General features: G+C 69.2%; 17 protein-coding genes and 3 rRNA genes. 13 read left to right on the top strand and 7 right to left on the bottom strand.

The window, feature by feature from the left end:
* Nucleotides 1-38 precede the first annotated feature (38 nt).
* Together manA and OG974_RS17880 are read left to right on the top strand one after the other, a co-directional pair.
* Nucleotides 39-1,196: a mannose-6-phosphate isomerase, class I gene (gene manA / locus OG974_RS17885; RefSeq protein WP_371643715.1), complete on the top strand. Its 1,158-nt coding sequence runs from the start codon at nt 39-41 to the stop codon at nt 1,194-1,196.
* A gap of 93 nt (nt 1,197-1,289) precedes the next feature.
* Entirely contained in the window at nt 1,290-2,219 is a 930-nt protein-coding gene (locus OG974_RS17880) for a cation diffusion facilitator family transporter (RefSeq protein ID WP_327283698.1), read from the top strand.
* 85 nt (nt 2,220-2,304) lie between these two features.
* Here the strand turns inward: OG974_RS17880 and lepB are convergent, their stop codons facing one another.
* Entirely contained in the window at nt 2,305-2,994 is a 690-nt protein-coding gene (gene lepB / locus OG974_RS17875; protein WP_328762945.1) for a signal peptidase I, read from the bottom strand.
* A gap of 406 nt (nt 2,995-3,400) precedes the next feature.
* Here lepB and ahcY point away from each other — a divergent pair, with 406 nt between their 5' ends.
* Together ahcY and OG974_RS17865 are read left to right on the top strand one after the other, a co-directional pair.
* Nucleotides 3,401-4,837 (top strand): adenosylhomocysteinase, encoded by a 1,437-nt coding sequence (ahcY, locus tag OG974_RS17870; RefSeq protein ID WP_327283696.1) that lies wholly within the window; start codon nt 3,401-3,403, stop codon nt 4,835-4,837.
* 89 nt (nt 4,838-4,926) lie between these two features.
* Nucleotides 4,927-5,544, top strand: a complete 618-nt coding sequence (locus tag OG974_RS17865) for a hypothetical protein (RefSeq protein WP_327283695.1) — start codon at nt 4,927-4,929, stop codon at nt 5,542-5,544.
* Between the two features lie 4 nt (nt 5,545-5,548).
* On the opposite strand, the gene OG974_RS17860 is transcribed toward OG974_RS17865, so the two are convergent.
* A complete protein-coding gene (locus OG974_RS17860) occupies nt 5,549-6,487 on the bottom strand; it encodes an RDD family protein (protein WP_327283694.1) in 939 nt (312 codons plus the stop codon).
* 111 nt (nt 6,488-6,598) lie between these two features.
* Here OG974_RS17860 and OG974_RS17855 point away from each other — a divergent pair, with 111 nt between their 5' ends.
* The 5 genes from OG974_RS17855 to OG974_RS17835 all read left to right on the top strand — a co-directional run bounded on the left by OG974_RS17855 (nt 6,599) and on the right by OG974_RS17835 (nt 13,810).
* On the top strand, nt 6,599-7,606 hold the full coding sequence (locus OG974_RS17855) for a stage II sporulation protein M (protein WP_327283693.1): 1,008 nt from the start codon (nt 6,599-6,601) through the stop codon (nt 7,604-7,606).
* A 581-nt stretch (nt 7,607-8,187) separates the two neighbouring features.
* Nucleotides 8,188-9,712, top strand: a 16S ribosomal RNA gene (locus OG974_RS17850).
* A gap of 282 nt (nt 9,713-9,994) precedes the next feature.
* Nucleotides 9,995-13,117 (top strand): 23S ribosomal RNA (locus OG974_RS17845).
* A gap of 77 nt (nt 13,118-13,194) precedes the next feature.
* Nucleotides 13,195-13,311: ribosomal RNA gene (gene rrf, locus OG974_RS17840) — 5S ribosomal RNA — on the top strand.
* Together the 16S, 23S and 5S rRNA genes form the textbook arrangement of a ribosomal RNA operon.
* 133 nt (nt 13,312-13,444) lie before the next feature.
* Nucleotides 13,445-13,810, top strand: a complete 366-nt coding sequence (locus OG974_RS17835) for a nuclear transport factor 2 family protein (RefSeq protein ID WP_371643712.1) — start codon at nt 13,445-13,447, stop codon at nt 13,808-13,810.
* A 16-nt stretch (nt 13,811-13,826) separates the two neighbouring features.
* Here the strand turns inward: OG974_RS17835 and OG974_RS17830 are convergent, their stop codons facing one another.
* From OG974_RS17830 to OG974_RS17810, 5 genes are read right to left on the bottom strand one after another with little or no spacing between them, the layout of a single operon-like run.
* Entirely contained in the window at nt 13,827-15,137 is a 1,311-nt protein-coding gene (locus OG974_RS17830; protein ID WP_327283691.1) for a DUF58 domain-containing protein, read from the bottom strand.
* Nucleotides 15,137-16,099, bottom strand: a complete 963-nt coding sequence (locus OG974_RS17825; RefSeq protein ID WP_327283690.1) for a MoxR family ATPase — start codon at nt 16,097-16,099, stop codon at nt 15,137-15,139. The genes OG974_RS17830 and OG974_RS17825 overlap by 1 nt, the downstream gene beginning before the upstream one ends.
* A complete protein-coding gene (locus tag OG974_RS17820) occupies nt 16,096-17,424 on the bottom strand; it encodes a DUF4350 domain-containing protein (protein WP_371643710.1) in 1,329 nt (442 codons plus the stop codon). The genes OG974_RS17825 and OG974_RS17820 overlap by 4 nt, the downstream gene beginning before the upstream one ends.
* On the bottom strand, nt 17,421-18,101 hold the full coding sequence (locus OG974_RS17815; protein WP_371643708.1) for a DUF4129 domain-containing protein: 681 nt from the start codon (nt 18,099-18,101) through the stop codon (nt 17,421-17,423). The genes OG974_RS17820 and OG974_RS17815 overlap by 4 nt, the downstream gene beginning before the upstream one ends.
* A gap of 7 nt (nt 18,102-18,108) precedes the next feature.
* Entirely contained in the window at nt 18,109-19,392 is a 1,284-nt protein-coding gene (locus OG974_RS17810; RefSeq protein WP_329313653.1) for a hypothetical protein, read from the bottom strand.
* Nucleotides 19,393-19,627: 235 nt separating this feature from the next.
* Between OG974_RS17810 and mtrA the strand changes: the two genes are divergently transcribed.
* From mtrA to OG974_RS17790, 4 genes are all read left to right on the top strand, one after another.
* Nucleotides 19,628-20,317, top strand: coding sequence for a two-component system response regulator MtrA (gene mtrA, locus OG974_RS17805; protein ID WP_189973359.1), 690 nt, complete (start codon nt 19,628-19,630; stop codon nt 20,315-20,317).
* A 70-nt stretch (nt 20,318-20,387) separates the two neighbouring features.
* On the top strand, nt 20,388-22,337 hold the full coding sequence (gene mtrB / locus OG974_RS17800; RefSeq protein WP_327283686.1) for an MtrAB system histidine kinase MtrB: 1,950 nt from the start codon (nt 20,388-20,390) through the stop codon (nt 22,335-22,337).
* Nucleotides 22,327-24,180, top strand: coding sequence for an LpqB family beta-propeller domain-containing protein (locus OG974_RS17795; RefSeq protein WP_327283685.1), 1,854 nt, complete (start codon nt 22,327-22,329; stop codon nt 24,178-24,180). Before mtrB ends, OG974_RS17795 begins: the two co-directional genes overlap by 11 nt.
* A 77-nt stretch (nt 24,181-24,257) precedes the next feature.
* Entirely contained in the window at nt 24,258-25,028 is a 771-nt protein-coding gene (locus OG974_RS17790; RefSeq protein WP_327283684.1) for a phosphoribosyltransferase family protein, read from the top strand.
* Nucleotides 25,029-25,158 lie beyond the last annotated feature (130 nt).

Genomic DNA, 25,158 nt, shown 5'->3' with positions numbered 1-25,158 from the left:
CCACCGTGCCGGCCCTTCATCCAGGAAGACGGACGAAGATGGACCGCCTGACGAACACGATCCGCCCCTACGCCTGGGGATCGACGACCGCGATCCCCGGGCTCCTCGGCGTCGAACCCACCGGGGAGCCCCAGGCCGAGATGTGGATGGGCGCGCACCCGAGCGCCCCGTCGCGCCTCGACCGGGGCGCCGGCGAGACCACCCTCGCGGACGTCATCGCCGCCGACCCCGAGCGGGAGCTCGGCGCGGCCGCCGTCGCCAAGTTCGGCCCCCGGCTGCCCTTCCTCTTCAAGATCCTCGCGGCGGGAGCCCCGCTCTCCCTCCAGGTCCACCCCGACCTGGAGCAGGCCGGGGCGGGCTACGCCGACGAGGAGCGCCGCGGGATTGCGATCGACGCGGCCCACCGCAACTACAAGGACCCAAACCACAAGCCCGAGATGATCTGCGCGCTCACCCCCTTCGACGGCCTGTGCGGGTTCCGCGCGCCGCTGGAGGCCGCCGAGCTCCTCGCGGGCCTCGGGGTGGACTCCCTCAAGCCGTACGTCGACCTCCTCCGGGCCCACCCGGAGGAGGCGGCACTGCGCGAGATGCTCACGGCCGTACTGACCGCGGACCGCGCCGAGATGGCCCGTACGGTCGCCGAGGCGGGCGCCGCCGTCGAACGCCTCGGGGCCCCGTACGCGCCGTACGCCAAGCTCGTCCACCACTTCCCCGGTGACCCGGGCGTGATCGCGGCCATGCTCCTCAACCACGTCCGACTCCAGCCCGGCGAGGCCATGTTCCTCGGTGCCGGCGTCCCGCACGCCTACCTCGACGGCCTCGGCGTGGAACTGCTGGCCAACTCCGACAACGTGCTGCGCGCCGGACTCACCCCCAAACACGTGGACGTGCCCGAGCTGCTGAAGATCGTGCGGTTCGAGCCCGGTGACCCGGCCGTACAGCGCCCCGAGGGCAACGGCGAGGAGGTCTACGAGACCCCCGTCGACGAGTTCCGGCTCTCCCGCTTCGCCCTGGCCCCCGGCGCCGCCCCCCACCCCCTCCCGGACGCGGCCCCGCAGATCCTGCTGTGTACGGCGGGTCGTCCTAAGGTCGGCGAAGAGACCCTGTCCCCCGGGGAGTCGGTCTTCGTCCCGGCGGGCGAAAAGGTTGAACTGTCCGGTATCGGTACTGTCTTCCGGGCCACCGTCGCCGTCTGACGTGGCGTCCGCGGCCACGGCTGCAACAATGTGCCGCCGTAGCGCGGCGCCCCCGGCAGGGCCGCCGTACCGAGGAAGGGACTTCAGAAACCCATGAGCGCGTCCGGCGGTACCAGGGCGATCGTGGCGGCACTCGCCGCCAATCTCGCCATCGCTGTAGCCAAGTTCGTGGCCTTCGTCTTCAGTGGGTCGTCGTCGATGCTCGCGGAAAGCGTCCACTCGCTGGCCGACTCCGGGAACCAGGGGCTGCTGCTCCTCGGCGGAAAGAAGGCCCAGCGCGAGGCGACGCCGCAACACCCCTTCGGGTACGGGCGCGAACGCTACATCTACGCCTTCCTCGTCTCCATCGTGCTCTTCACCGTCGGCGGCATGTTCGCCATCTACGAGGGAGTCGAGAAGGTCCAGCACCCGCATCCCATCGAGGACTGGTACTGGCCGATCGGTGTGCTCCTCTTCGCGCTCGTCGCGGAGGGGTTCTCCTTCAAGACGGCGATCAAGGAGTCGAACGAGATCCGCGGCACGTTGTCCTGGAGCCAGTTCATCAGGCGCGCCAAGGCCCCCGAGCTGCCGGTGGTCCTACTGGAGGACTTCGGCGCACTCGTCGGCCTGGTCCTCGCCCTCGGCGGCGTCGGCCTCGCCCTCGCCACCGGCGACGGCGTTTGGGACGGCATCGGCACCCTGTGCATCGGCACGCTGCTGATCCTCATCGCGATCGTGCTGGCCGCCGAGACCAAGTCCCTGCTGCTCGGCGAGGCCGCCGGCACGGAGGACGTCGAGAAGATCAGGGCCGCCCTCGTCGACGGCGACGTCGTCACCCGCGTGATCCACATGCGCACCCTCCACCTCGGCCCGGAGGAGCTCCTGGTCGCCGCCAAGATCGCCGTCCAGCACGACGACACGGCCACCGAGATCGCCGACGCCATCAACGCGGCCGAGGCCAGGATCCGCGAGGCGGTCCCGATCGCCCGCGTGATCTACCTGGAGCCGGACATCTACCACGCGGAAGCCGCCGCGAAGGGCTGACGCTCCCCACCCCTTCCGTGCCGGGGCCCCCGCAGCGCAGACGCGCCGCGGGGGCCCTCGTACGACCGGACGGCACGGGCCGGTGCTACCGGGCGACCGCCTGCACCTGCCCGACCTGCTGGAGTCGACCCTTCCGCCGCGCCCGCCCGCGCACCACCAGGGCCGCGGCGCCCACGCCGCCGCCGGCGAGGATCAGGGCGATCCCGACGAGGCCGGCCGCGCCGGCCGCAAGGAAACCCGCGGGCGCCGCGACGGCCTTGCCCCGGACCGCCGACACCGGCAGGGTCCCGTCGTGGTCGGAGAGCCGCATGCGCGAGTCGTTGGAGTTGCCGCGGTTGTCGCCGAGTACGAACATCCGCCCCTCGGGCACGATCACGTCGAAGGAGGCCGTCGCCGGGGTGGCCCGGTCCTTCAGGTAGGGCTCCTCCAACGGCACGCCGTTGAGCACCAGCGTGGGATCGCCCGCCTTGTACGAGATCCGGTCCCCGCCGAGGGCCACCACCCGCTTCAGGACGTCCCCCTTCGGCACCCAGGTCGGAGCCGAGATCAGGGCGATGTCCCCGCGCCGGATCCCGCTGCCACCGCCGAGCGTGAAGTAGGCGGTGTCCCCGCGCCGGTACGTCGGGTCCATCGACACGCTCGGGACGGAACGGGACGTGTACCCGTCCTCGACCAGGACGGCGGTCGCCACCGTCACCCCGAGGGCCAGCGTCCCGCCGAGCGCCAGCAGCGCCACCGCCCACATCCCGAGTCTTCGCCCCGGCGTGCGCTCCATGTACGTGTCCCTCCCGAACGGCTGTGCGTGCGCGGGAGATCGTACGGCCCGGCGGATCTCGCGGATCACGACCGGGCGCTCCGGACCGTCCGGGCCGACCAAAAGTCCGAAAGGCCGGGCACCCTGCCCGCCGGCGGGCCCCGCCCGCAGGTGCGTGCGGCTTTCGCGCAGCCCTCCGCGCAGCCGTTCACGTGGCAACTTCTTTCCCGGCAGCCGGGGCACGTTCCGCCGACCGGTGTAGGTTTGGCATAGTGTCAGGCGTCGCTGCTGATGGCGGTCGGGCGGTCCTCGGGGACCGGCCGAGGGGAGAGAGGACCCCCGACGGACTGAGCGCCCGGTGCAACCGTCCCACGGACGATGCACGGCTCAGCCGTACCCACCTCTCGACCCATGAGGAGCAGTACCCATGGACTTCAAGGTCGCCGACCTTTCCCTCGCCGCCTTCGGCCGCAAGGAGATCACCCTCGCCGAGCACGAGATGCCCGGCCTGATGTCGATCCGCCGCGAGTACGCCGCGGCCCAGCCGCTCGCCGGCGCCCGCATCACCGGCTCCCTGCACATGACGGTGCAGACGGCCGTCCTGATCGAGACGCTGGTCGCCCTCGGCGCCGACGTCCGCTGGGCCTCCTGCAACATCTTCTCCACCCAGGACCACGCGGCCGCCGCCATCGCGGTGGGCCCGAACGGCACCCCCGAGAACCCGCAGGGCGTCCCCGTCTTCGCCTGGAAGGGCGAGACGCTGGAGGAGTACTGGTGGTGCACGGAGCAGGCGCTGACCTGGCCGAACACCCCCACCGGCGGCCCGAACATGATCCTCGATGACGGTGGTGACGCCACCCTCCTCGTCCACAAGGGCGTCGAGTTCGAGAAGGTCGGCTCCGCCCCGGACCCGTCCACGGCGGACTCCGAGGAGTACGGCCACATCCTCACCCTGCTGAACCGCACCCTCGGCGAGACCCCGCAGAAGTGGACGCAGCTCGCGTCCGAGATCCGCGGCGTCACCGAGGAGACCACCACCGGTGTCCACCGCCTGTACGAAATGATGGCCGAGGGCAGCCTGCTCTTCCCGGCCATCAACGTGAACGACGCCGTCACCAAGTCGAAGTTCGACAACAAGTACGGCTGCCGCCACTCCCTCATCGACGGCATCAACCGCGCCACCGACGTCCTCATCGGCGGCAAGGTCGCGGTCGTCTTCGGCTACGGCGACGTCGGCAAGGGCTGCGCCGAGTCGCTGCGCGGCCAGGGCGCCCGCGTCATCGTCACCGAGATCGACCCGATCTGCGCGCTCCAGGCGGCCATGGACGGCTTCCAGGTCGCGACGCTGGACGACGTCGTCGAGACGGCCGACATCTTCATCACGACCACGGGCAACAAGGACATCATCATGGCCGCCGACATGGCCAAGATGAAGCACCAGGCGATCGTGGGCAACATCGGCCACTTCGACAACGAGATCGACATGGCCGGTCTGGCCAAGATCGACGGCATCGTCAAGGACGAGGTCAAGCCGCAGGTCCACACCTGGAAGTTCCCCGACGGCAAGGTCCTCATCGTCCTCTCCGAGGGCCGCCTGCTGAACCTGGGCAACGCGACCGGCCACCCGTCCTTCGTGATGTCGAACTCCTTCGCGGACCAGACCCTGGCCCAGATCGAGCTCTTCACCAAGCCGGAGGAGTACCCGACCGACGTCTACGTGCTGCCCAAGCACCTCGACGAGAAGGTCGCCCGCCTCCACCTGGACGCCCTCGGCGTCAAGCTCACGACGCTCCGCCCCGAGCAGGCCAACTACATCGGCGTCAAGGTCGAGGGCCCGTACAAGCCGGACCACTACCGCTACTGATCCGCACGCGGCAGCAGCACCAGCACGTCCCGCAGGCCCCCGGCGAGATGCCGGGGGCCTGCCCCCGTACCCAGGCAAGGAACGACACGATGCCCCGCGGCCGCTACTCGCTCCACGACCCGCACGACCACAGCCCCCTCGGCGAAGAGCACTTCCACTGCGCGCCCGGCCCCTCCGGCTGGCGCTACGTCTCCCAGCTCACCGGCCCCGACGGCGACCACCGCGGATCCGTCGACCTGGCGGTCGACGAACTCGGCCGCCCCATCCGCCTCGAACTCAACGCATCGAGCTGGCAGGTCCGCGGCGCCGCCATCGACGGCGTCACCTGGGTGCGCTCCGACCCCGCCGGCACCGAGGCCACCGAGGGCAACGTCGCCGCCGCGGGCTTCACCGGCACCTCGCCGGCCTTCCTCGTGGCGACGGCCCGCCTGCTGCGCCTGACGCCCGGCGCCCCCGCGACCCGGGTCCGGCTCGTCGCCCTCACCGACCCGGTGCTGGCCCCCCGTACGGTCGACCAGGCCTGGGCCCTGCTCGGGCGGGCCGAGCACGCGACGGACAGCGGCCCGCTCGTCGTGGACGAGTACCAGGTCACCGCCCTGGACACCGGCGAGGTCCACACGGTCCACCTGGCGGGCGACGTCGTCCTCTCGGCGCCGGGCATCGAGCTGGAACACCTGGAGACCCCGCCCTCGACGTTCGAGCAGTAGCGGCTCAGGCGGGCGGTGCGAACCCGGTCCGCCGTACGGGCTCCACGGGCGCGGCGGGCGGGGCCGCCGGGGCAGGAGCGGTGGCCGGTGCAGCCGCCGGACCCACGGGCATCACGGGCATCACCGGTGCGACGAGCGCGGGCGCGGCCGGGACGGGCCCACCTGGAACGGGGGCGCCGAAGCCCGCCGGACCCACCGGCCCGAAGGCGCGGGCCGCATCCCGGGCCTGCCGCTCGTGCACCACGGCCATCAGGAACGCCGCGGCCGGCACCCCCACCGGCGGCGGTGCCCCCGTACGCGCCACCAGATCATCCGCGAGCCGCGCCGCCATCGCGGCGCCCACCTGCGGGTCCAGCTGGTTCATCCGTGTCAGGTACTGCCGTATCGCCAGCCACAGCCCGTCCGGTACGGCCGACAGGTCCAGCCCGGAGAACCGCCCGGCCAGCCACGGCGGCGGCGGGGGCACCGGCATGACCCGCGCCCCCGGCACCCGCTCCCGGACGACCAGCGCCCCCGCGAACACGTCGCCGAGCCGCCGGCCCCGCGCCGACACCAGCGACGCGATGCAGGCCACGGCCCCGAAGGTCATCAGCAGCTCCACGACCCCCATCGCCCCGCGCACCAGCGCGTGCCGGAAGCGGATCGGCCCGCCGTCGTCCCGGACCACCCGCAGCCCGCAGGCGAGCTTGCCGAGCGAACGCCCGTGGGACAGCGTCTCCACCGCGATCGGCACGCCGACCAGCACCAGCAGGAAACTCGCCACCGACACCGCGGCCTGCGCGGCGGGATCCAGCGAGGCGGTCGCGACGGTCAGCCCGATCGAGATGACCAGGTACCCCGTGAGGTACACGAGCAGGTCGAGGAAGATCGCCAGCGCTCGGCTCGGCAGTCTCGCCGGCCGCAAACCCAGGACGACCGCGTCCCCCGTCACCAGATCGCTCACCCTGCACACCTTTCCCGTGACCGGTCCCGCCCCTTGGGTCTCCCAGTCTGCCAAGCTGACCACGGTAGGAGTAAGCAGAAGCGGGTCCTGGGGCAGGGGAGCGGTAACCGGATGGATCTCGACGTCTTCGTCACGGCCCACCGGGCGGAATGGGACCGCCTGGAACAGCTCCTGGGCCGCGGCCGCAGGCTGACCGGTGCCGAGGCGGACGAGCTGGTCGCGCTCTACCAGCGCACGTCCACGCACCTCTCGCTGATCCAGTCCAGCACCCCCGACCCCATGCTCACGGGCCGTTTGACGCAGCTCGTCGCCCGTGCCCGCGCCACCGTGACGGGCGCCCGGCGGGCCGGCTGGCGCGACGCGGCCCGCTTCTTCACCGCCGGCTTCCCCGCCGCCGTCTACCGCAGCCGCCGCTGGTGGATACCGACGGCGCTGCTGTCCACGGCGGTCGGCGTCCTCATCGGCTGGTGGATAGCCACGCACCCGGAGGTGCAGGGCGCGATCGCAGCCCCGGACGACCTGAAGGCGCTCACGAAACCGGGGGGCGGGTACGAGACGTACTACTCCAGCAACCCGGCGGGTTCGTTCGCCGCCCAGGTGTGGACGAACAATGCCCAGGCGGCCGCGGTCTGCCTGGTGCTGGGCGCGTTCCTCGGGATACCGGTGCTCTGGATCCTCTTCCTGAACATGCTCAACCTCGGCGTCGGCATCGGCCTGATGGCCTCCGCGGGCCGCCTCGACGTCTTCCTCGGCCTGATCCTTCCGCACGGCCTGCTCGAACTGACCGCCGTGTTCGTGGCGGCGGGCACCGGCCTGCGCCTCGGCTGGACGGTCATCGACCCGGGCCCCCGCACCCGCCGCGCCGCCCTCGCCGAACAGGGCCGCGCCGCGCTGGGCATGGCGATCGGCCTGGCGGTGGTCCTGTTCGCATCGGGCCTGATCGAGGGCTTCGTAACCCCCTCCGGCCTTCCGACCTGGGCCCGCATCTCGATCGGCGTCGTCGCCGAGGCCCTGTTCCTGACGTACGTCTACGTGCTCGGCGGCCGGGCCGTGCGGGCCGGCGAGGTGGGCGACGTCGAGGCCGCCGACCAGGCGGCGACGCTCCCGACCGCCGCCTGATGTGCGGACGACCCCGCTGAGCTGCTAGTCTCCTCGTCGTCCCGCAGCGACTATTGACACCGTCGCCGCGGGGAGGTAGATTTTAACGGTTGCCTCGAACTGGACAAGTTCGGCAGCGATCGTTTAAGATCTTTCTCGCCCCCAAGGAATTGAATTCCAATGGGGCACGGTCGACTCCTCCTCCAGGAATCTGAAGCCGGGAAATCCGGTGGAAAACTTCTGATAGAGTCGGCATCGCCGGAAAGGGAAACGCGAAAGCGAAATCCTGGAAAGCGAACCCCGCTTCGACCGGGAATCGGACACGAAAGAGTCTGATAGAGTCGGAAACGAAGAACGAAAGCCCGGAGGAAAGCCCGAGAGGGTGAGTACAAAGGAAGCGTCCGTTCCTTGAGAACTCAACAGCGTGCCAAAAATCAACGCCAGAAGTTGATACCCCGTCCACTTCGGTGGATGAGGTTCCTTTGAAAAAGTCCTGTCTTTCGGGGCAGGCAACAACACAGCGAGGACGCAGTGGACGGTCGGTCATATTCCGACATGATCGTCCCGCTCTAAGTGCGTGTGCACCCGATTACGGGTAAACATTCATGGAGAGTTTGATCCTGGCTCAGGACGAACGCTGGCGGCGTGCTTAACACATGCAAGTCGAACGATGAAGCCCTTCGGGGTGGATTAGTGGCGAACGGGTGAGTAACACGTGGGCAATCTGCCCTTCACTCTGGGACAAGCCCTGGAAACGGGGTCTAATACCGGATAATACTCCTGCCTGCATGGGCGGGGGTTAAAAGCTCCGGCGGTGAAGGATGAGCCCGCGGCCTATCAGCTTGTTGGTGGGGTAATGGCCCACCAAGGCGACGACGGGTAGCCGGCCTGAGAGGGCGACCGGCCACACTGGGACTGAGACACGGCCCAGACTCCTACGGGAGGCAGCAGTGGGGAATATTGCACAATGGGCGAAAGCCTGATGCAGCGACGCCGCGTGAGGGATGACGGCCTTCGGGTTGTAAACCTCTTTCAGCAGGGAAGAAGCGAAAGTGACGGTACCTGCAGAAGAAGCGCCGGCTAACTACGTGCCAGCAGCCGCGGTAATACGTAGGGCGCAAGCGTTGTCCGGAATTATTGGGCGTAAAGAGCTCGTAGGCGGCTTGTCACGTCGGATGTGAAAGCCCGAGGCTTAACCTCGGGTCTGCATTCGATACGGGCTAGCTAGAGTGTGGTAGGGGAGATCGGAATTCCTGGTGTAGCGGTGAAATGCGCAGATATCAGGAGGAACACCGGTGGCGAAGGCGGATCTCTGGGCCATTACTGACGCTGAGGAGCGAAAGCGTGGGGAGCGAACAGGATTAGATACCCTGGTAGTCCACGCCGTAAACGTTGGGAACTAGGTGTTGGCGACATTCCACGTCGTCGGTGCCGCAGCTAACGCATTAAGTTCCCCGCCTGGGGAGTACGGCCGCAAGGCTAAAACTCAAAGGAATTGACGGGGGCCCGCACAAGCAGCGGAGCATGTGGCTTAATTCGACGCAACGCGAAGAACCTTACCAAGGCTTGACATATACCGGAAAGCATTAGAGATAGTGCCCCCCTTGTGGTCGGTATACAGGTGGTGCATGGCTGTCGTCAGCTCGTGTCGTGAGATGTTGGGTTAAGTCCCGCAACGAGCGCAACCCTTGTCCTGTGTTGCCAGCATGCCCTTCGGGGTGATGGGGACTCACAGGAGACCGCCGGGGTCAACTCGGAGGAAGGTGGGGACGACGTCAAGTCATCATGCCCCTTATGTCTTGGGCTGCACACGTGCTACAATGGCCGGTACAATGAGCTGCGATACCGTGAGGTGGAGCGAATCTCAAAAAGCCGGTCTCAGTTCGGATTGGGGTCTGCAACTCGACCCCATGAAGTCGGAGTTGCTAGTAATCGCAGATCAGCATTGCTGCGGTGAATACGTTCCCGGGCCTTGTACACACCGCCCGTCACGTCACGAAAGTCGGTAACACCCGAAGCCGGTGGCCCAACCCGTAAGGGAGGGAGCTGTCGAAGGTGGGACTGGCGATTGGGACGAAGTCGTAACAAGGTAGCCGTACCGGAAGGTGCGGCTGGATCACCTCCTTTCTAAGGAGCACAGTACCGATTGCAGACAAACGTTCTGCACGGTCAGCTCATGGGTGGAACGTTGATTAGTTGGCACGGTTTCCAAAACTCTCTGTAAGTACTGCTTCGGCGTGGAACACAGTGAAGTGGAGGGGATCGTGCTTGGCACGTTGTTGGGTCCTGAAGGTACGGCCGTAAGGTCATGTCTTCAGTGCCGGCCCCAGTGAACTCGCCAGCTTGTCTGGTGGGGTGATGGGTGGCTGGTCGTTGTTTGAGAACTACACAGTGGACGCGAGCATCTGTGGCCAAGTTTTTAAGGGCGCACGGTGGATGCCTTGGCACCAGGAACCGATGAAGGACGTGAGAGGCCGCGATAGGCCCCGGGGAGCTGCCAACTGAGCTTTGATCCGGGGGTGTCCGAATGGGGAAACCCGGCAGTCGTCATGGGCTGTCACCCACTGCTGAACACATAGGCAGTGTGGAGGGAACGAGGGGAAGTGAAACATCTCAGTACCCTCAGGAAGAGAAAACAACCGTGATTCCGGGAGTAGTGGCGAGCGAAACCGGATGAGGCCAAACCGTATGCGTGTGATACCCGGCAGGGGTTGCGCATGCGGGGTTGTGGGAATTCTTTTGATCGGTCTGCCGGCCGGTCGGCGAGTCAGAAACCGTTGATGTAGTCGAAGGACATGCGAAAGGTCCGGCGTAGAGGGTAAGACCCCCGTAGACGAAACATTAGCGGCTTGCTTAAGAATCTCCCAAGTAGCACGGGGCCCGAGAAATCCCGTGTGAATCTGGCGGGACCACCCGCTAAGCCTAAATATTCCCTGGTGACCGATAGCGGATAGTACCGTGAGGGAATGGTGAAAAGTACCGCGGGAGCGGAGTGAAATAGTACCTGAAACCGTGTGCCTACAAGCCGTGGGAGCGTCGCTGTATGTGCTTGCACATACAGTCGTGACTGCGTGCCTTTTGAAGAATGAGCCTGCGAGTTAGCGGTGTGTAGCGAGGTTAACCCGTGTGGGGAAGCCGTAGCGAAAGCGAGTCCGAATAGGGCGATTGAGTTGCACGCTCTAGACCCGAAGCGGAGTGATCTAGCCATGGGCAGGTTGAAGCGGAGGTAAGACTTCGTGGAGGACCGAACCCACCAGGGTTGAAAACCTGGGGGATGACCTGTGGTTAGGGGTGAAAGGCCAATCAAACTCCGTGATAGCTGGTTCTCCCCGAAATGCATTTAGGTGCAGCGTCGTGTGTTTCTTGCCGGAGGTAGAGCACTGGATAGGCGATGGGCCCTACCGGGTTACTGACCTTAGCCAAACTCCGAATGCCGGTAAGTGAGAGCACGGCAGTGAGACTGTGGGGGATAAGCTCCATGGTCGAGAGGGAAACAGCCCAGAGCATCGACTAAGGCCCCTAAGCGTACGCTAAGTGGGAAAGGATGTGGAGTCGCAGAGACAACCAGGAGGTTGGCTTAGAAGCAGCCACCCTTGAAAGAGTGCGTAATAGCTCACTGGTCAAGTGATTCCGCGCCGACAATGTAGCGGGGCTCAAGCGTACCGCCGAAGTCGTGTCATTGCAGCAATAGGGCCAACGCCCGCTGTGATGGGTAGGGGAGCGTCGTGTGCCGGGTGAAGCAGCAGCGGAAGCTAGTTGTGGACGGTTCACGAGTGAGAATGCAGGCATGAGTAGCGATACACACGTGAGAAACGTGTGCGCCGATTGACTAAGGGTTCCTGGGTCAAGCTGATCTGCCCAGGGTAAGTCGGGACCTAAGGCGAGGCCGACAGGCGTAGTCGATGGACAACCGGTTGATATTCCGGTACCCGCTTTGAAACGCCCAATATCGAATCAGGCGATGCTAAGTCCGTGAAGCCGTTCCGGACCCTTCGGGGAAAGGAAAGTGGTGGAGCCGACGAACCAGACTTGTAGTAGGTAAGCGATGGGGTGACGCAGGAAGGTAGTCCAGCCCGGGCGGTGGTTGTCCCGGGGTAAGGGTGTAGGCCGAGGGGTAGGCAAATCCGTCCCTCATTAAGGCTGAGACCTGATGCCGAGCCGATTGTGGTGAAGTGGATGATCCTATGCTGTCGAGAAAAGCCTCTAGCGAGTTTCATGGCGGCCCGTACCCTAAACCGACTCAGGTGGTCAGGTAGAGAATACCGAGGCGTTCGGGTGAACTATGGTTAAGGAACTCGGCAAAATGCCCCCGTAACTTCGGGAGAAGGGGGGCCATCACTGGTGATCGGACTTGCTCCGTGAGCTGGGGGTGGCCGCAGAGACCAGCGAGAAGCGACTGTTTACTAAAAACACAGGTCCGTGCGAAGCCGTAAGGCGATGTATACGGACTGACGCCTGCCCGGTGCTGGAACGTTAAGGGGACCGGTTAGTGCACTTTCGGGTGTGCGAAGCTGAGAACTTAAGCGCCAGTAAACGGCGGTGGTAACTATAACCATCCTAAGGTAGCGAAATTCCTTGTCGGGTAAGTTCCGACCTGCACGAATGGCGTAACGACTTCTCGACTGTCTCAACCATAGGCCCGGTGAAATTGCACTACGAGTAAAGATGCTCGTTTCGCGCAGCAGGACGGAAAGACCCCGGGACCTTTACTACAGTTTGATATTGGTGTTCGGTTCGGCTTGTGTAGGATAGGTGGGAGACTTTGAAGCAGCCACGCCAGTGGTTGTGGAGTCGCCGTTGAAATACCACTCTGGTCGTGCTGGATGTCTAACCTCGGTCCGTGATCCGGATCAGGGACAGTGTCTGATGGGTAGTTTAACTGGGGCGGTTGCCTCCCAAAGGGTAACGGAGGCGCCCAAAGGTTCCCTCAGCCTGGTTGGCAATCAGGTGTTGAGTGTAAGTGCACAAGGGAGCTTGACTGTGAGACCGACGGGTCGAGCAGGGACGAAAGTCGGGACTAGTGATCCGGCGGTGGCTTGTGGAAGCGCCGTCGCTCAACGGATAAAAGGTACCCCGGGGATAACAGGCTGATCTTCCCCAAGAGTCCATATCGACGGGATGGTTTGGCACCTCGATGTCGGCTCGTCGCATCCTGGGGCTGGAGTCGGTCCCAAGGGTTGGGCTGTTCGCCCATTAAAGCGGTACGCGAGCTGGGTTTAGAACGTCGTGAGACAGTTCGGTCCCTATCCGCTGTGCGCGTAGGAATATTGAGAAGGGCTGTCCCTAGTACGAGAGGACCGGGACGGACGAACCTCTGGTGTGCCAGTTGTCCTGCCAAGGGCATGGCTGGTTGGCTACGTTCGGGAGGGATAACCGCTGAAAGCATCTAAGCGGGAAGCCTGCTTCAAGATGAGTATTCCCACCTCCTTGAGAGGGTAAGGCTCCCAGTAGACGACTGGGTTGATAGGCCAGATGTGGAAGCCCGGTAACGGGTGGAGCTGACTGGTACTAATAGGCCGAGGGCTTGTCCTCAGTTGCTCGCGTCCACTGTGTTAGTTCTGAAATAACGAACAGCTGTGATTTTAGCCAGCGTTCAAATTTCATAGTGTTTCGGTGGTCATAGCGTTAGGGAAACGCCCGGTTACATTCCGAACCCGGAAGCTAAGCCTTTCAGCGCCGATGGTACTGCAGGGGGGACCCTGTGGGAGAGTAGGACGCCGCCGAACAATCATTGTGGGAAAGCCCCGCACCTTCTGGTGCGGGGCTTTTCTGCGTTCTGGGCTCATACCCTGGCGGGAATTGTCCGGCGGGAGGGAGTGGCGGACGATCAGTGCCTCACCACTCACGAGGAGGCGCGTCATGTCTGCCGCTACGCCGACCACCGCCGAGGTCATCGAGCGCTTCAACCAGGTCTTCCAGCAGCGGGACCCGTCCGGGCTCGCCGCCCTGGTCGGCGCGGACTGTGTGATGGAAGGGCTCTCGCCCGCGCCCGCCGGCACCCGGGTCGAAGGGGCCGAGGAGTGCATCCGCTTCTGGAGCGACTTCGCCACCGACCCGGCCAACGACTTCGAGGTCGAGGACGTCGCCTGCGCTGAGGAGCTGTCGGTGATCCGTTGGAAGTTGCTGTTCGGTCCGGGAGAGAAGGACTACGTCCGCTGCGTCAACGTCATGCGGGTACGCGACGGACTGATCATCGAGGCTCTCGGGTACGCCAAAACCGGCTGAGCCCGAGGGCCGGACGCTACAGGCGGCCCGCGGCCTTCAGGGCCAGGTAGGCGTCGGACAGGGCCGGGGCCAGGGTGTCCGGGGTGGCGTCGACGACGTGGACCCCGTGGCGGGCGAGCTGCTCCGCCGTGCGCCGGCGGGCCGCCTGGGACTGGGTGCCGGCCGCGGCCTCGTAGACCGCGTCGAGCGTGCCGCGGGACTTCGTCATATCCTCGACGCGCGGATCCGCCACCGACGCCAGTAGGACCGTGTGGCGCTGCGTGAGGCGGGGGAGGAGGGGGAGCAGGCCTTCCTCTATCGGGGCCGCGTCCAAGCTCGTCAGAAGGACCACCAGGGACCGGCGCGGGGCGTTGCGGAGGATGGTGGAGACCAGGGTCCGGGAGTCCGTTTCGACGAGCTCCGGTTCCAGGGTCGCCATCGCGTTCACGAACGCCGGGAGGATGTCGCCGGCCGAGCGGCCCTGGACCTGCGCGCGGCTGCGGCGGTCGTGGGCCAGCAGGTCGACGCGGTCGCCCGCGCGGGAGGCCAGCGCGGCCAGCAGCAGGGCGGCGTCCATCGCCGAGTCCAGGCGGGGGGCGTCGCCGACGCGGCCCGCCGAGGTGCGGCCCGTGTCCAGGCAGATCAGGATGTGCCGGTCGCGCTCCGGACGCCAGGTGCGCACGGCGACCTTGTCCTGGCGGGCGGTGGCCCGCCAGTCGATGGAGCGGGTGTCGTCACCGGGGACGTAGTCGCGCAGGCTGTCGAACTCGGTGCCCTCGCCGCGGGTCAGGACGCTCGTGCGGCCGTCCAGTTCGCGCAGCCGGGCCAGCCGCGAGGGGAGGTGCTTGCGGCTGGTGAAGGGCGGCAGGACCCGGACCGTCCAGGGGACGGTGTGGGTTCCCTGGCGGGCGAACAGGCCGAGCGGCCCGTACGAGCGGATCGTCACCCGGTCGGCGTGCCGGTCTCCGCGGCGGGTCGGGAGCAGCCGGGTGGTGATCCGGCGGCGTTCGCCCGGCGGGACGGTCACCGTGTGCCGGGAGGCGTCGCCCTCGGTGCCCGGGAGCCAGCTGCTGGGGGGCCAGGCGTCCCGGACGCGGGCCCGGAGCGGGCGGGTGGCCGGATTGGTGAGGGTGAGGTGGACCTCCGCCGGTTCGCCGAGGCGGACGGAGGTGTCGCCCGAGCGGGCGAGGGTGAGCCGCCGGACCGGCGCCGCGAGGGCGTAGTCGACGGCACAGGCCAGGCCGAGTGCGCCGTTGACCGCGAGCATCCCCGTCCAGCTCGGTTCGAGGAGGCCGACGGGGAGGCTGCCGAGGGCCGCCAGCAGGGCGGCGCGTCCGGTGAGGGCCATCAGCGGGGGACGGGGACGTGGGACAGGATCGCGGTGATGACGGCGTCGGCCGTGACCCCCTCCATCTCCGCCTCCGGGCGGAGTTGGACGCGGTGGCGCAGCGTGGGCAGCGCGAGGGCCTTGACGTCGTCGGGGGTGACGTAGTCGCGGCCGGTCAGCCAGGCCCAGGCGCGGGCGGTGGCCAGCAGGGCGGTCGCACCGCGCGGGGAGACGCCGAGGGTGAGGGACGGCGATTCACGGGTGGCGCGGCAGACGTCGACGACGTACCCGGCGATCTCCGGGGAGACGGACACCTTGGCGACGCCGTCGCGGGCGGCTTCGAGTTCGGCGGCGCCGGCGACCGGGCGCAGGCCCGCGGCGTGGAGGTCGCGCGGGTCGAAGCCGGCGGCGTGCCGGGTCAGGACGCCGATCTCGTTCTCGCGGGAGGGCAGGGGCACGGTGAGCTTGAGGAGGAAGCGGTCCAGCTGGGCTTCCGGCAGGGGGTACGTGCCCTCGTACTCGACCGGGTTCATGGTGGCGGCGACGAGGAACGGCTCCGGCAGGACGCGCGGCGTGCCGTCGACGGTGACCTGGCGCTCCTCCATGGCTTCGAGGAGGGAGGACTGGGTCTTGGGAGGGGTCCGGTTGATCTCGTCCGCGAGGAGCAGGTTGGTGAAGACCGGGCCGTTCTGGAAGGAGAACTCGGCGGTGCGGGCGTCGTAGACGAGCGAGCCGGTGACATCGCTGGGCATCAGGTCCGGGGTGAACTGGACGCGCTTGGTGTCGAGGGCGAGCGAGGCGGCGAGGGCCCGTACGAGGAGGGTCTTGGCGACGCCGGGCACGCCTTCGAGGAGGACGTGGCCGCGGCACAGCAGGGCGACGACGAGACCGGTGACGGCCGAGTCCTGGCCGACGACGGCCTTTCCGATCTCGGTGCGGATCGCTTCCAGGGAGGAGCGGGCGCTGTCCGTGGTGGCCGTCATGAGGTGCGGACCTCTCTTTCGAGGGCGTCGAGGTGGTCGGCGAGCGCGACGAGTGCCGCGTCGTCGTCGGGTGTGGTGCCGAAGAGGAGGGCGGTCAGGTCCCGGTGAGCGTCCGTCAGGCGGGCGGACACGGCGGGGAGCAGGGCCGCGGGTTCGTGGGCCTGGGTGGGCGGTACGCCGACCAGGGCGGCCAGGCGTTCGCGGGTGGCGGCGCGCAGCACGGTCGCGGCGCGGTCGCGGGCGCCGGCCTTGCGGTAGAGGCGGGCGCGGCCCTCGGTGGTCTCGGAGGCGCGGATGGCGACGGGGAGCTTCTCTGTGACGAGGGGGCCGAGCCGGCGGGCGCGCCAGAGGGCGGCGAGGACGGCGGCGAAGAAGAGCTGGAGGAGGGCCCAGCCCCAGCCGCGGGGGACGAGCTCGAAGAGGCTCTTCTGCTGGCCGGGGTCCTCGTCCTGGACCTCCGTCAGGGAGGGCAGGTACCAGACGAGTTCGGGGCGGGAGCCGAGCAGCTGGAGGGCGAGGGAGGCGTTGCCCTCGGAAGCGAGCTCCTTGTTGAGGAGGATCGATTCGGAGCCGAGGAGGACGGTGTCGCCGCCGGTGGTGCCGGAGGGGAGGACGAGGAGGGTGGGGTGGCCGTCGGTGGGGTAGCAGCCCGTGCCGGTGGCTGCGCCGGTGGTGTAGCGGTAGCCGCCGCCGGTGGTGGCGCGGCCGGCGGAGACGGCGGCGGCCAGGGTGCAGACGGGGTCGAGGTCCCGGTCGAGGGCAGCGCCCTTGGTGCGGGCGGCCGGGGCCAGGTCGTGGAGGCTGAGGGCGCTCGGGGCGAGCAGGACGGTCCGGCCGCCGGAGAGGTCGATGACGGAGCGGACGGTGCGGCGTTGGGTGTCGCCGAGCCGGTCGGGGTCGGTGACCAGCACGGTGGTGCCGGGGCCGGCCGCCGCGGCGGCTTCGCGGGCGGTGGTGACGACGCGCGTGGTGACCCCGTGGGCCTGGAGCAGCTCGGCGACGGCCCGGCTGCCGTCGGGGTCGGCGGAGCGGGGGTCGAGCCGGCCGTGTCGGCTGCCGGAGCCGAGGGCCGCGAGCGTGATCGCGGCGACGAGCAGGATGCCGAGGCAGATCAGCCCGCCCCGGTACCGCCGCCACACCACGAGGACACCACCCCGGCCGGTGGCTCCACGGGTGGCTCTGCCGGGCGCGGGGCCACCGCTGCCGCCGGGCAGCGGGGCAGGGGCTCCGGCGGGTGTCGGGGCGGCAGCCGTTGCCGCGGTGCCGTGGGTGGTGCCGCCGGGCGGGGGCGCGTCGTTGCCCGGGGCCGGGGTGGGGGCGGTCATGCCGGGGGTCCCGTCAGCAGCGGCTTGGTGCGGGTCAGGGTGAGGTCGAGGGTGCGCAGGCGGGCGTACATGTCGGCGTCGGCGGGGCGGCCGCCGTAGGTGACGTCGTCGAAGGCGCGGGCCGCCGCCCGGAGGGCTTCGGCGTGGTCCGGGAGGGACGCGGCGGCTTCGGCGGAGGCCTCGTCGGCGGTCCGGCCGGGGCGCGGGTCGAGCAGGGTGCGCTCTTCCAGGGAGCGGACGACGGCCCGCATGCGCTCCTGGACGGCTTCGGTCCAGCGGCCCGCGGCAGCGTGCGCGTCGGCGGCGGTGCGGTGGTCGGCGGCGCTGCGCAGGGCGTCGTCGAACAGGTCGGCCGGGCCGGTGGAGGTCCGGCGGGGGGAGCCGAGCCGCCACCACAGGGCGGCGACGGCCAGGACGGCCAGGACGACGATCGCGACCAGGCCCAGGGTGCCGCCGGGGGTGGCGCCCTGGGCGCGGTCGAAGAGGTGGCCGACCCATTCCCAGAAGCGGTCCAGGGCGCGTTGGAGCAGGCCCGGATCGTCCTGGTGGTACATCGGCTTGGACAGTTCGCGTTCGGCCGCCTCGCGGGCCGGTACGCGCGGTGTCGTGACCGGTGGTTGCTCCGCGGTCGGCAGGAGCGCCGCGGCGTGTGTGATGAGGCCCCCCGTACTCATCATCGGTGCATCACCCTCCGGTGGTCGGTGCGGCCGGGTCCGAGCCGTAGTTCTCCAGGCCCGCCGCCCGGGCGAGGTCCAGGTCGAGGGCCTCGCGGCGGATGCGCTGGTCGACGTACAGGAGGACGGTGACGCCCGACTGGATCGGCATGGTGATCATCTGGGCGATGACCGCGCCGACGGCCGAGAGGATCAGCGGGACCCATCCGGTGGCGGCGGTGCCGTTCTCCAGGCCGGTGACCCCGCCGTCGGCGAGGCCGATCGCGAGGCCGAGGGCGGTCAGCGGGTAGACGATGACGGCCGAGACGAAGGTGGTGATCAGGCCGGTCAGGGCGGTGATGCCGAAGATGCGCCACCACGACCCCTGGACGAGCCGCGACGAGCGGCGCAGCGAGGTGAGGACGCCGCCCTTCTCCAGCATCAGCGCGGGCGAGGCCAGGCTGAACTTGATCCCGAGCCAGATGACGAGGGGCACGGCGGCGAAGCCGCCGAGGAGCCCGAGGCCGATGCTGTGCAGGAGGACGCCGGGCAGGACCAGCACGGCGACGAGGACGGCGCCGCCGAGGCCCAGCAGGAGGGTCAGCCCGAGCAGGTGGAGCAGCCGGGGACGGGCCTCGCGCCAGGCCTGCCCGATCGTGGAGCCCTGGCCGAGGATGGCACGGCTGAAGATCATCGTGACCATGGCGGTGGCGATGATGGTCCCGATGAGCTGGATGAACCCGTTCGCGAGCAGGGCCGTCATGGCACCGCTGAGGGTGTCGACGAGGTCCTGCAGGCTGGCGTCCGGCTCGGAGCCGACGGCGAGGTCGGAGAGCGCGTACTTCTGCACGAGGACGCTGATGACCTGCACGACGGTGGCCACGACGAGCGTGATCGGCAGGACCGAACGCCAGTGGCTGCGCACGGTGGCGACGGCGCCGTCGAGGATCTCGCCCAGGTCGAGCGGGCGCAGCGGGATCACACCGGGCTTGGCGGCCGGGGGCTTGCCCCACTGGCCGGGGCCGCCCGGGTAGCCGTACTGCCCGCTCCGGGGGCCTTGGGCGCCCTGCGGGCCGCCGTACGACCCCCAGCCCGCGCCGGGCTGCGGCTGCGGCTGCTGCGGGGCCTGGGGGGTGCCGGGGCTGGACCACTCGCCGGGCGGTGGCTGCTCCGCGGACCACTTCTGTCCGCCGGCGGGCTGCTGCGGCGGCTGCGCCTGTGCGCCGTCGGTGCCGCCCTGGCCGTCGGATGCGCCCGGCCGCTCGCCGTCGGACGGGGAGGGTCCGGGCACGGCCCAGCCCGGAGAGTCGTTCATCGTCGCTCCTTCACGTGCACCTACGGGGGCGGGGGCGCTGGTCGGCTGCCATCGTGCCACGTGGGAACGTTGAGCGGACCGGCCGTCCCCCCGGATCTCCGGCGGCCCGCGCCTTCAATTGTCGCCCGGATCCGGGGCAGACTGGACGACCTGGTCTCCACGCAGGTCCGAAGGGCGATTTCCAGCCCTTTTGGCTGTGGGACAGCTCACCGCCGGGTAACGATTAGCTAATGGGATGATGTCAAGCATGAAGGGACGAGTCCTTGTCGTCGACGACGACACCGCGCTGGCCGAGATGCTCGGCATTGTGCTGCGTGGAGAAGGTTTTGAGCCGTCGTTCGTAGCGGACGGCGACAAGGCACTGGCTGCTTTCCGCGAGGCGAAGCCGGATCTCGTGCTGCTCGACTTGATGCTGCCCGGACGGGACGGCATAGAGGTCTGCAGACTGATCCGGGCCGAGTCGGGCGTGCCGATCGTGATGCTCACCGCGAAGAGCGACACGGTGGACGTCGTCGTGGGCCTGGAGTCCGGGGCCGACGACTACATCGTGAAGCCGTTCAAGCCGAAGGAGCTGGTGGCCCGCATCCGGGCCCGCCTGCGCCGCTCGGAAGAGCCCGCGCCCGAGCAGCTGGCCATCGGTGACCTGGTCATCGACGTGGCCGGGCACTCGGTCAAGCGGGACGGCGCCTCGATCGCCCTGACCCCGCTCGAATTCGACCTGCTGGTCGCGCTCGCGCGCAAGCCCTGGCAGGTGTTCACCCGCGAGGTTCTGCTGGAGCAGGTCTGGGGCTACCGGCACGCGGCGGACACCCGCCTGGTCAACGTGCATGTGCAGCGACTGCGCTCCAAGGTCGAGAAGGACCCGGAGCGCCCCGAGATCGTGGTGACGGTGCGTGGTGTCGGCTACAAGGCCGGACCGAGCTGACGTGCAGCCCGGCAAGCCCCACAGCGGCTCCCGCCGAGGAGTCCTGCGGGGCGGTCGGCAGCTCCGTCAGATGGCCGACGGAGCTCCCGGCGGCCCTGTGCTGCGGTTGTTCGTACGACTCGTACGACGACCGCTGCTTCCGGCTGTCCGGCTGTGGCGGCGCAACATCCAGCTCCGGGTGGTCGCCGCGACGCTGCTGATGTCGCTGGCCGTGGTCCTCGCGCTCGGCTTCGTGGTGATCGCCCAGGTCAGCAAGGGGCTCCTCGACGCCAAGGAGGAGGCCGCGCAGAGCCAGGCGGCGGGCGGATTCGCGGTCGCACAGGAGAAGGCCAACACGCCCTCCACGGTGGACGGGCCCGACGTCACCGACAACAAGGTCGGCCGGGACGCCAGTACCTGGATGAACTCGCTGGTCAAGCAGCTCGCCAGTGGTGGCCAGACGGCCTTCGAGGTCGTCGCGCTCGGTACCGGCCCCGGTGCGGGCGGCGAACCCGGCGGGCAGCCGGGCGGACCGTTCGTCTCGGGCGTCAAGGGCGCCCGCGCCTCCGGCAACGTGGACCCGACCGCGAGCGTCCCACCGGCGCTGCGCCGGTCCGTCAACCACACCACCGGGACCTTCAAGACCTTCTCGCAGATCCGGTACACCGCCGGCGCCGGGGACAAGGCGCCCGAGCCCGCGCTGGTCGTGGGCAAACGGCTCACCGACATCAACGGGGACCCGTACGACCTGTACTACCTCTTCCCGCTCACGCAGGAGGAGGAGTCCCTCAACCTGATCAAGGTCACCATCGCCACCGCCGGCGTGTTCGTGGTCGTGCTGCTCGGCGCGATCGCCTGGCTCGTCGTACGGCAGGTCGTGACGCCCGTGCGGATGGCCGCCGGGATCGCCGAACGGCTCTCGGCCGGGCGGCTCCAGGAACGGATGAAGGTCACCGGCGAAGACGACATCGCCCGTCTGGGCGAAGCCTTCAACAAGATGGCCCAGAACCTCCAGCTCAAGATCCAGCAGCTGGAGGACCTGTCGCGGATGCAGCGCCGCTTCGTCTCCGACGTCTCCCACGAGCTGCGGACGCCGCTGACGACCGTACGCATGGCCGCCGACGTCATCCACGACGCCCGCGTCGACTTCGACCCGATCACGGCCCGCTCCGCCGAACTGCTCGCCGGGCAGCTCGACCGCTTCGAGTCGCTGCTCGCCGACCTGCTGGAGATCAGCCGGTTCGACGCGGGTGCCGCGGCCCTGGAGGCGGAACCGATCGACCTGCGGGAGGTCGTGCGCCGGGTCATCGACGGCGCCGAACCGCTCGCCGAGCACAAGGGGACCCGGATCCGGGTCCTGGGGGACACCCAGCCCGTCATAGCCGAGGCCGACTCCCGGCGCGTGGAGCGGGTGCTGCGCAACCTCGTCGTCAACGCCGTGGAACACGGAGAGGGCCGCGACGTGGTGGTCCGGCTCGCGTCCGCGGGCGGGGCCGTCGCCGTGGCCGTACGGGACTACGGCGTCGGGCTCAAGCCCGGCGAGGCCACCCGCGTCTTCAACCGCTTCTGGCGGGCCGACCCGGCCCGCGCGCGCACCACCGGCGGCACCGGCCTCGGCCTGTCGATCGCCGTCGAAGACGCCCGCCTGCACGGCGGCTGGCTGCAGGCCTGGGGCGAGCCCGGCGGCGGTTCGCAGTTCCGGCTGACGCTGCCGCGGACCGCCGACGAGCCGCTGCGCGGGTCCCCGATCCCGCTGGAGCCGGAGGATTCCCGGGCCAACCGGGCCAGGGCCGCCGCCGAAGCGGCCGGCTCCGGTACGGCCCCCAGGGCGCCCCAGGGCCCGCCCAGGCCCGACCGGTCGCCGATACCGCCCCGGTCGGCGGTCGCCGGCGCGCTGCCGGTGCCCTCGGACCCGACGGCCCTTCCCGGCAACGGGGCCCGTGTCGTGGCCCGCCCGGCCGACCAGGCGACGGCCCCCGACCGGGCCCCCGACGCCGAGCAGGGAGCAGGAGCACAGGAGGATGGCGCAGGTGGAAGCTGAGCCCGCACGGGTGCGCAGGGACGGCCGCCGACGCTGGCGGACGGTGAGGGCGTACGCCTTCGGCGCGGCCGGGCTGCTGCTGGCGGGCTGCGCCTCCATGCCCGACCACGGCGAGATCCGCGAGGTGAGGGCCTCGCAGGGTGTCGACTCGCAGGTGCGGGTGTTCGGTGTGCCGCCGGCCGACAAGGCCGGTCCGGCCGACATCGTCGACGGCTTCCTGGAGGCCATGACCAGCGACGACCCGCAGCTGCAGACCGCCCGCAAGTACCTCACCGAGGACGCGGCGAAGAACTGGAAGCCCGGCTCCGCCGTCACCGTGCTCTCCGCGGGCATCGACCGGTTCTCCGTCGGCGGCGAGAAGGAGCCCTCGGGCCCGCGCTACAAGATGACCGGCACGAAGCTCGCGACGGTCGACGAGCGCAGCGCCTACCAGCCGGAGACCGCACCGAACAAGCGGTACGAGGAGTACCTCCAGCTGGTCCAGGAGAACAAGCAGTGGCGGATCGCGACGCCGCCGAGCAGCCTCGTGCTGAGCGAGTCCGATTTCCAGCGCATCTACATGCCGGTCAACAAGTACTACTTCGCGGGCGGCAGCCTGGTCGCCGACCCCGTGTACGTGCGCCAGCGCAGCGATCCCGACTCGCGGATGGACCCGACGACGCAGACCGTGCAGTCGCTGCTCGCCGGTCCGTCCAAGTGGCTGGGTCCCGTGGTCACTTCGAGCTTCCCGACCGGCACCGAACTGCGGGAGGGCACCAAGTCCCTCGCGTACGACGGCCAGAACGTGCTGAAGGTGCCGCTCAACGACAAGGTCGACAACGTCGCACAGCCGCAGTGCGAGAAGATGGCAGCACAACTCCTGTACACCGTGCAGGACCTGACGGCTTCCCGGCTGGCGCGGGTCGAGCTGCTGCGCGCGGACCGGTCCTCGCTGTGCTCGCTGACCGAGACGACCGCCACGACGATCGCCCACCGGCCGCCGGTTCCCGAGTACCAGTACTACGTCGACAGCGGCGACCGGCTCGTCCGGATGAAGCTCGACGTCACCAGCGAGGACCAGCAGTACCGGCCCGAGCCGGTGCCGGGTCCGCTGTCCGCCACCTCGGCGAGCCCCGGCTTCAAGGTCGGCTCCGCGGCCGTGTCGTACGACGAGAAGCGCGCCGCGGTGGTGTCCGAGGACGGCCACGCGTTGCACCTGGTGAACCTGACGACGGCCGGGGCCGTGCCGCAGCCGGTGCTGAACAGCAAGGGCACCAAGCCGAACGGGCTGGGCGCGCCGAGCTGGGACGCGGCGGGCGACGTGTGGATCGCGGACCAGGATCCGCAGAATCCGGCGCTGTACCGGGTGCCGGGCGCCACCGCGGTCCCGCAGAAGATCGACGTGGCCGGGCTCGACGGACGGATCACCGCGCTGAAGGCGTCGCCGGACGGGGTGCGGATCGCACTGCTGGTGGAGAAGGACAACCGCAAGAACCTGTACATCGGGCGGATCGAGCGGCCCGAGGGCAAGGGCGACGCGGCGCCGGTGTCGGTGCGCGAGCTGCGCCCGGCGGCCCCGCAGATGGCGAGCGTGACGGCGCTGAGCTGGGCGCCGCGGGGCCGGCTGCTGGTGGTGGGCCGGGAGAACGGCGGTGTCGTGCAGGCCCGCTACATGCTGGCCGACGGTTCGATGATCGCGGCGAGCCTGCCCGGGGCGACCGGGCTGGTTGCGGTCGCGGCGACGGAAGACGAGAAGAAGCCGGTGGTCGCCTACTCGGCCGACGACGGGATCGTGTGGCTGCCGCCGGGCGCGCAGTGGCGCACGGTCGCAGAGGGCGGCCGGGACCCGGTCTACCCCGGCTGACCTGCCGTTTTCTCGTTCTGGCCGGGCGTTGTCCACAGGGGTGGCGGGGTGCCCGGCGCGCCCGGCACAGTGAGGGCATGCGGGGGTGGTGGCAGGAGCTCGCCGGGCTGGTCCTACCGGCCGGCTGCACCGGCTGCGGGGCCGCCCGGATGCTGCTGTGCGCAGACTGCGCGCAGGCGCTGAGCGGGGCCGCGGCGGGGTGTGTGCGCCCGTCTGCGGGGCCCGCGGGGCTGCCCGTGGTGCATGCGGCCGCCGTGTACGAGGGCCCCGTACGGGAGGTCGTACTGGCGCACAAGGAGCGCGGGGCGTTGCCGCTGGCCGGGCCGCTCGGGGCCGCCCTGGCGGTGGCCGTCGGGCTCACCGCCGGGATTCCCGGCGGAGGCGGAGTCAGGGGCGGCGCGGCTGCGTTGGTCGCTGCCGAGGTGGTCCTCGTGCCGGTGCCCTCGGCGCGGCGCCAGGTGCGGGCGCGCGGGCACGATCCGGCGCGCAGGACCGCCCTGGCGGCCGCGGCGCGGCTGCGGCGGGCCGGTGTTCCCGCGCGGGTGGCGTCGCTACTGCGCCATGCCCGGCCGGTCGCCGATCAGGCGGGGCTGGGGGCCCGGGAGCGGCGGGAGAACCTCTCGGGGGCGCTGGGGGTGCGCCGCGGCGGCGGTGTGCGGTTGCCGGAGGGGGCGCGAGTCGTGCTGGTCGACGACGTGATCACCACCGGAGCCACGCTCGCGGAGGCGGCCCGGGCGGTGCGGGTGGCGTCGATCGGGAGGGTGGCGGGCGCGGCCGTGGTGGCGGCCCCGGCGGACTCTTTTTTGAGCAATTCCGTCGACAACCCGTACAGACCAACGTTCTTGTGAATAGATTTGGAACTCCCGGGGAAGGCGCATCGTTGCAGGTAGTGAGAAGGAACAGCCCCCTGAACGGAGGTACGGTCCGGTAGCGGGTGCCGACAACCGGCATGGAGGGATATGTTCGGTTGTAAGGAAC

Source organism: Streptomyces sp. NBC_00597 (assembly GCF_041431095.1).
Classification (GTDB): domain Bacteria; phylum Actinomycetota; class Actinomycetes; order Streptomycetales; family Streptomycetaceae; genus Streptomyces.
Note: the sequence above shows the minus strand (reverse complement) of the source record. Positions and strands in the feature narration are given on the sequence as shown.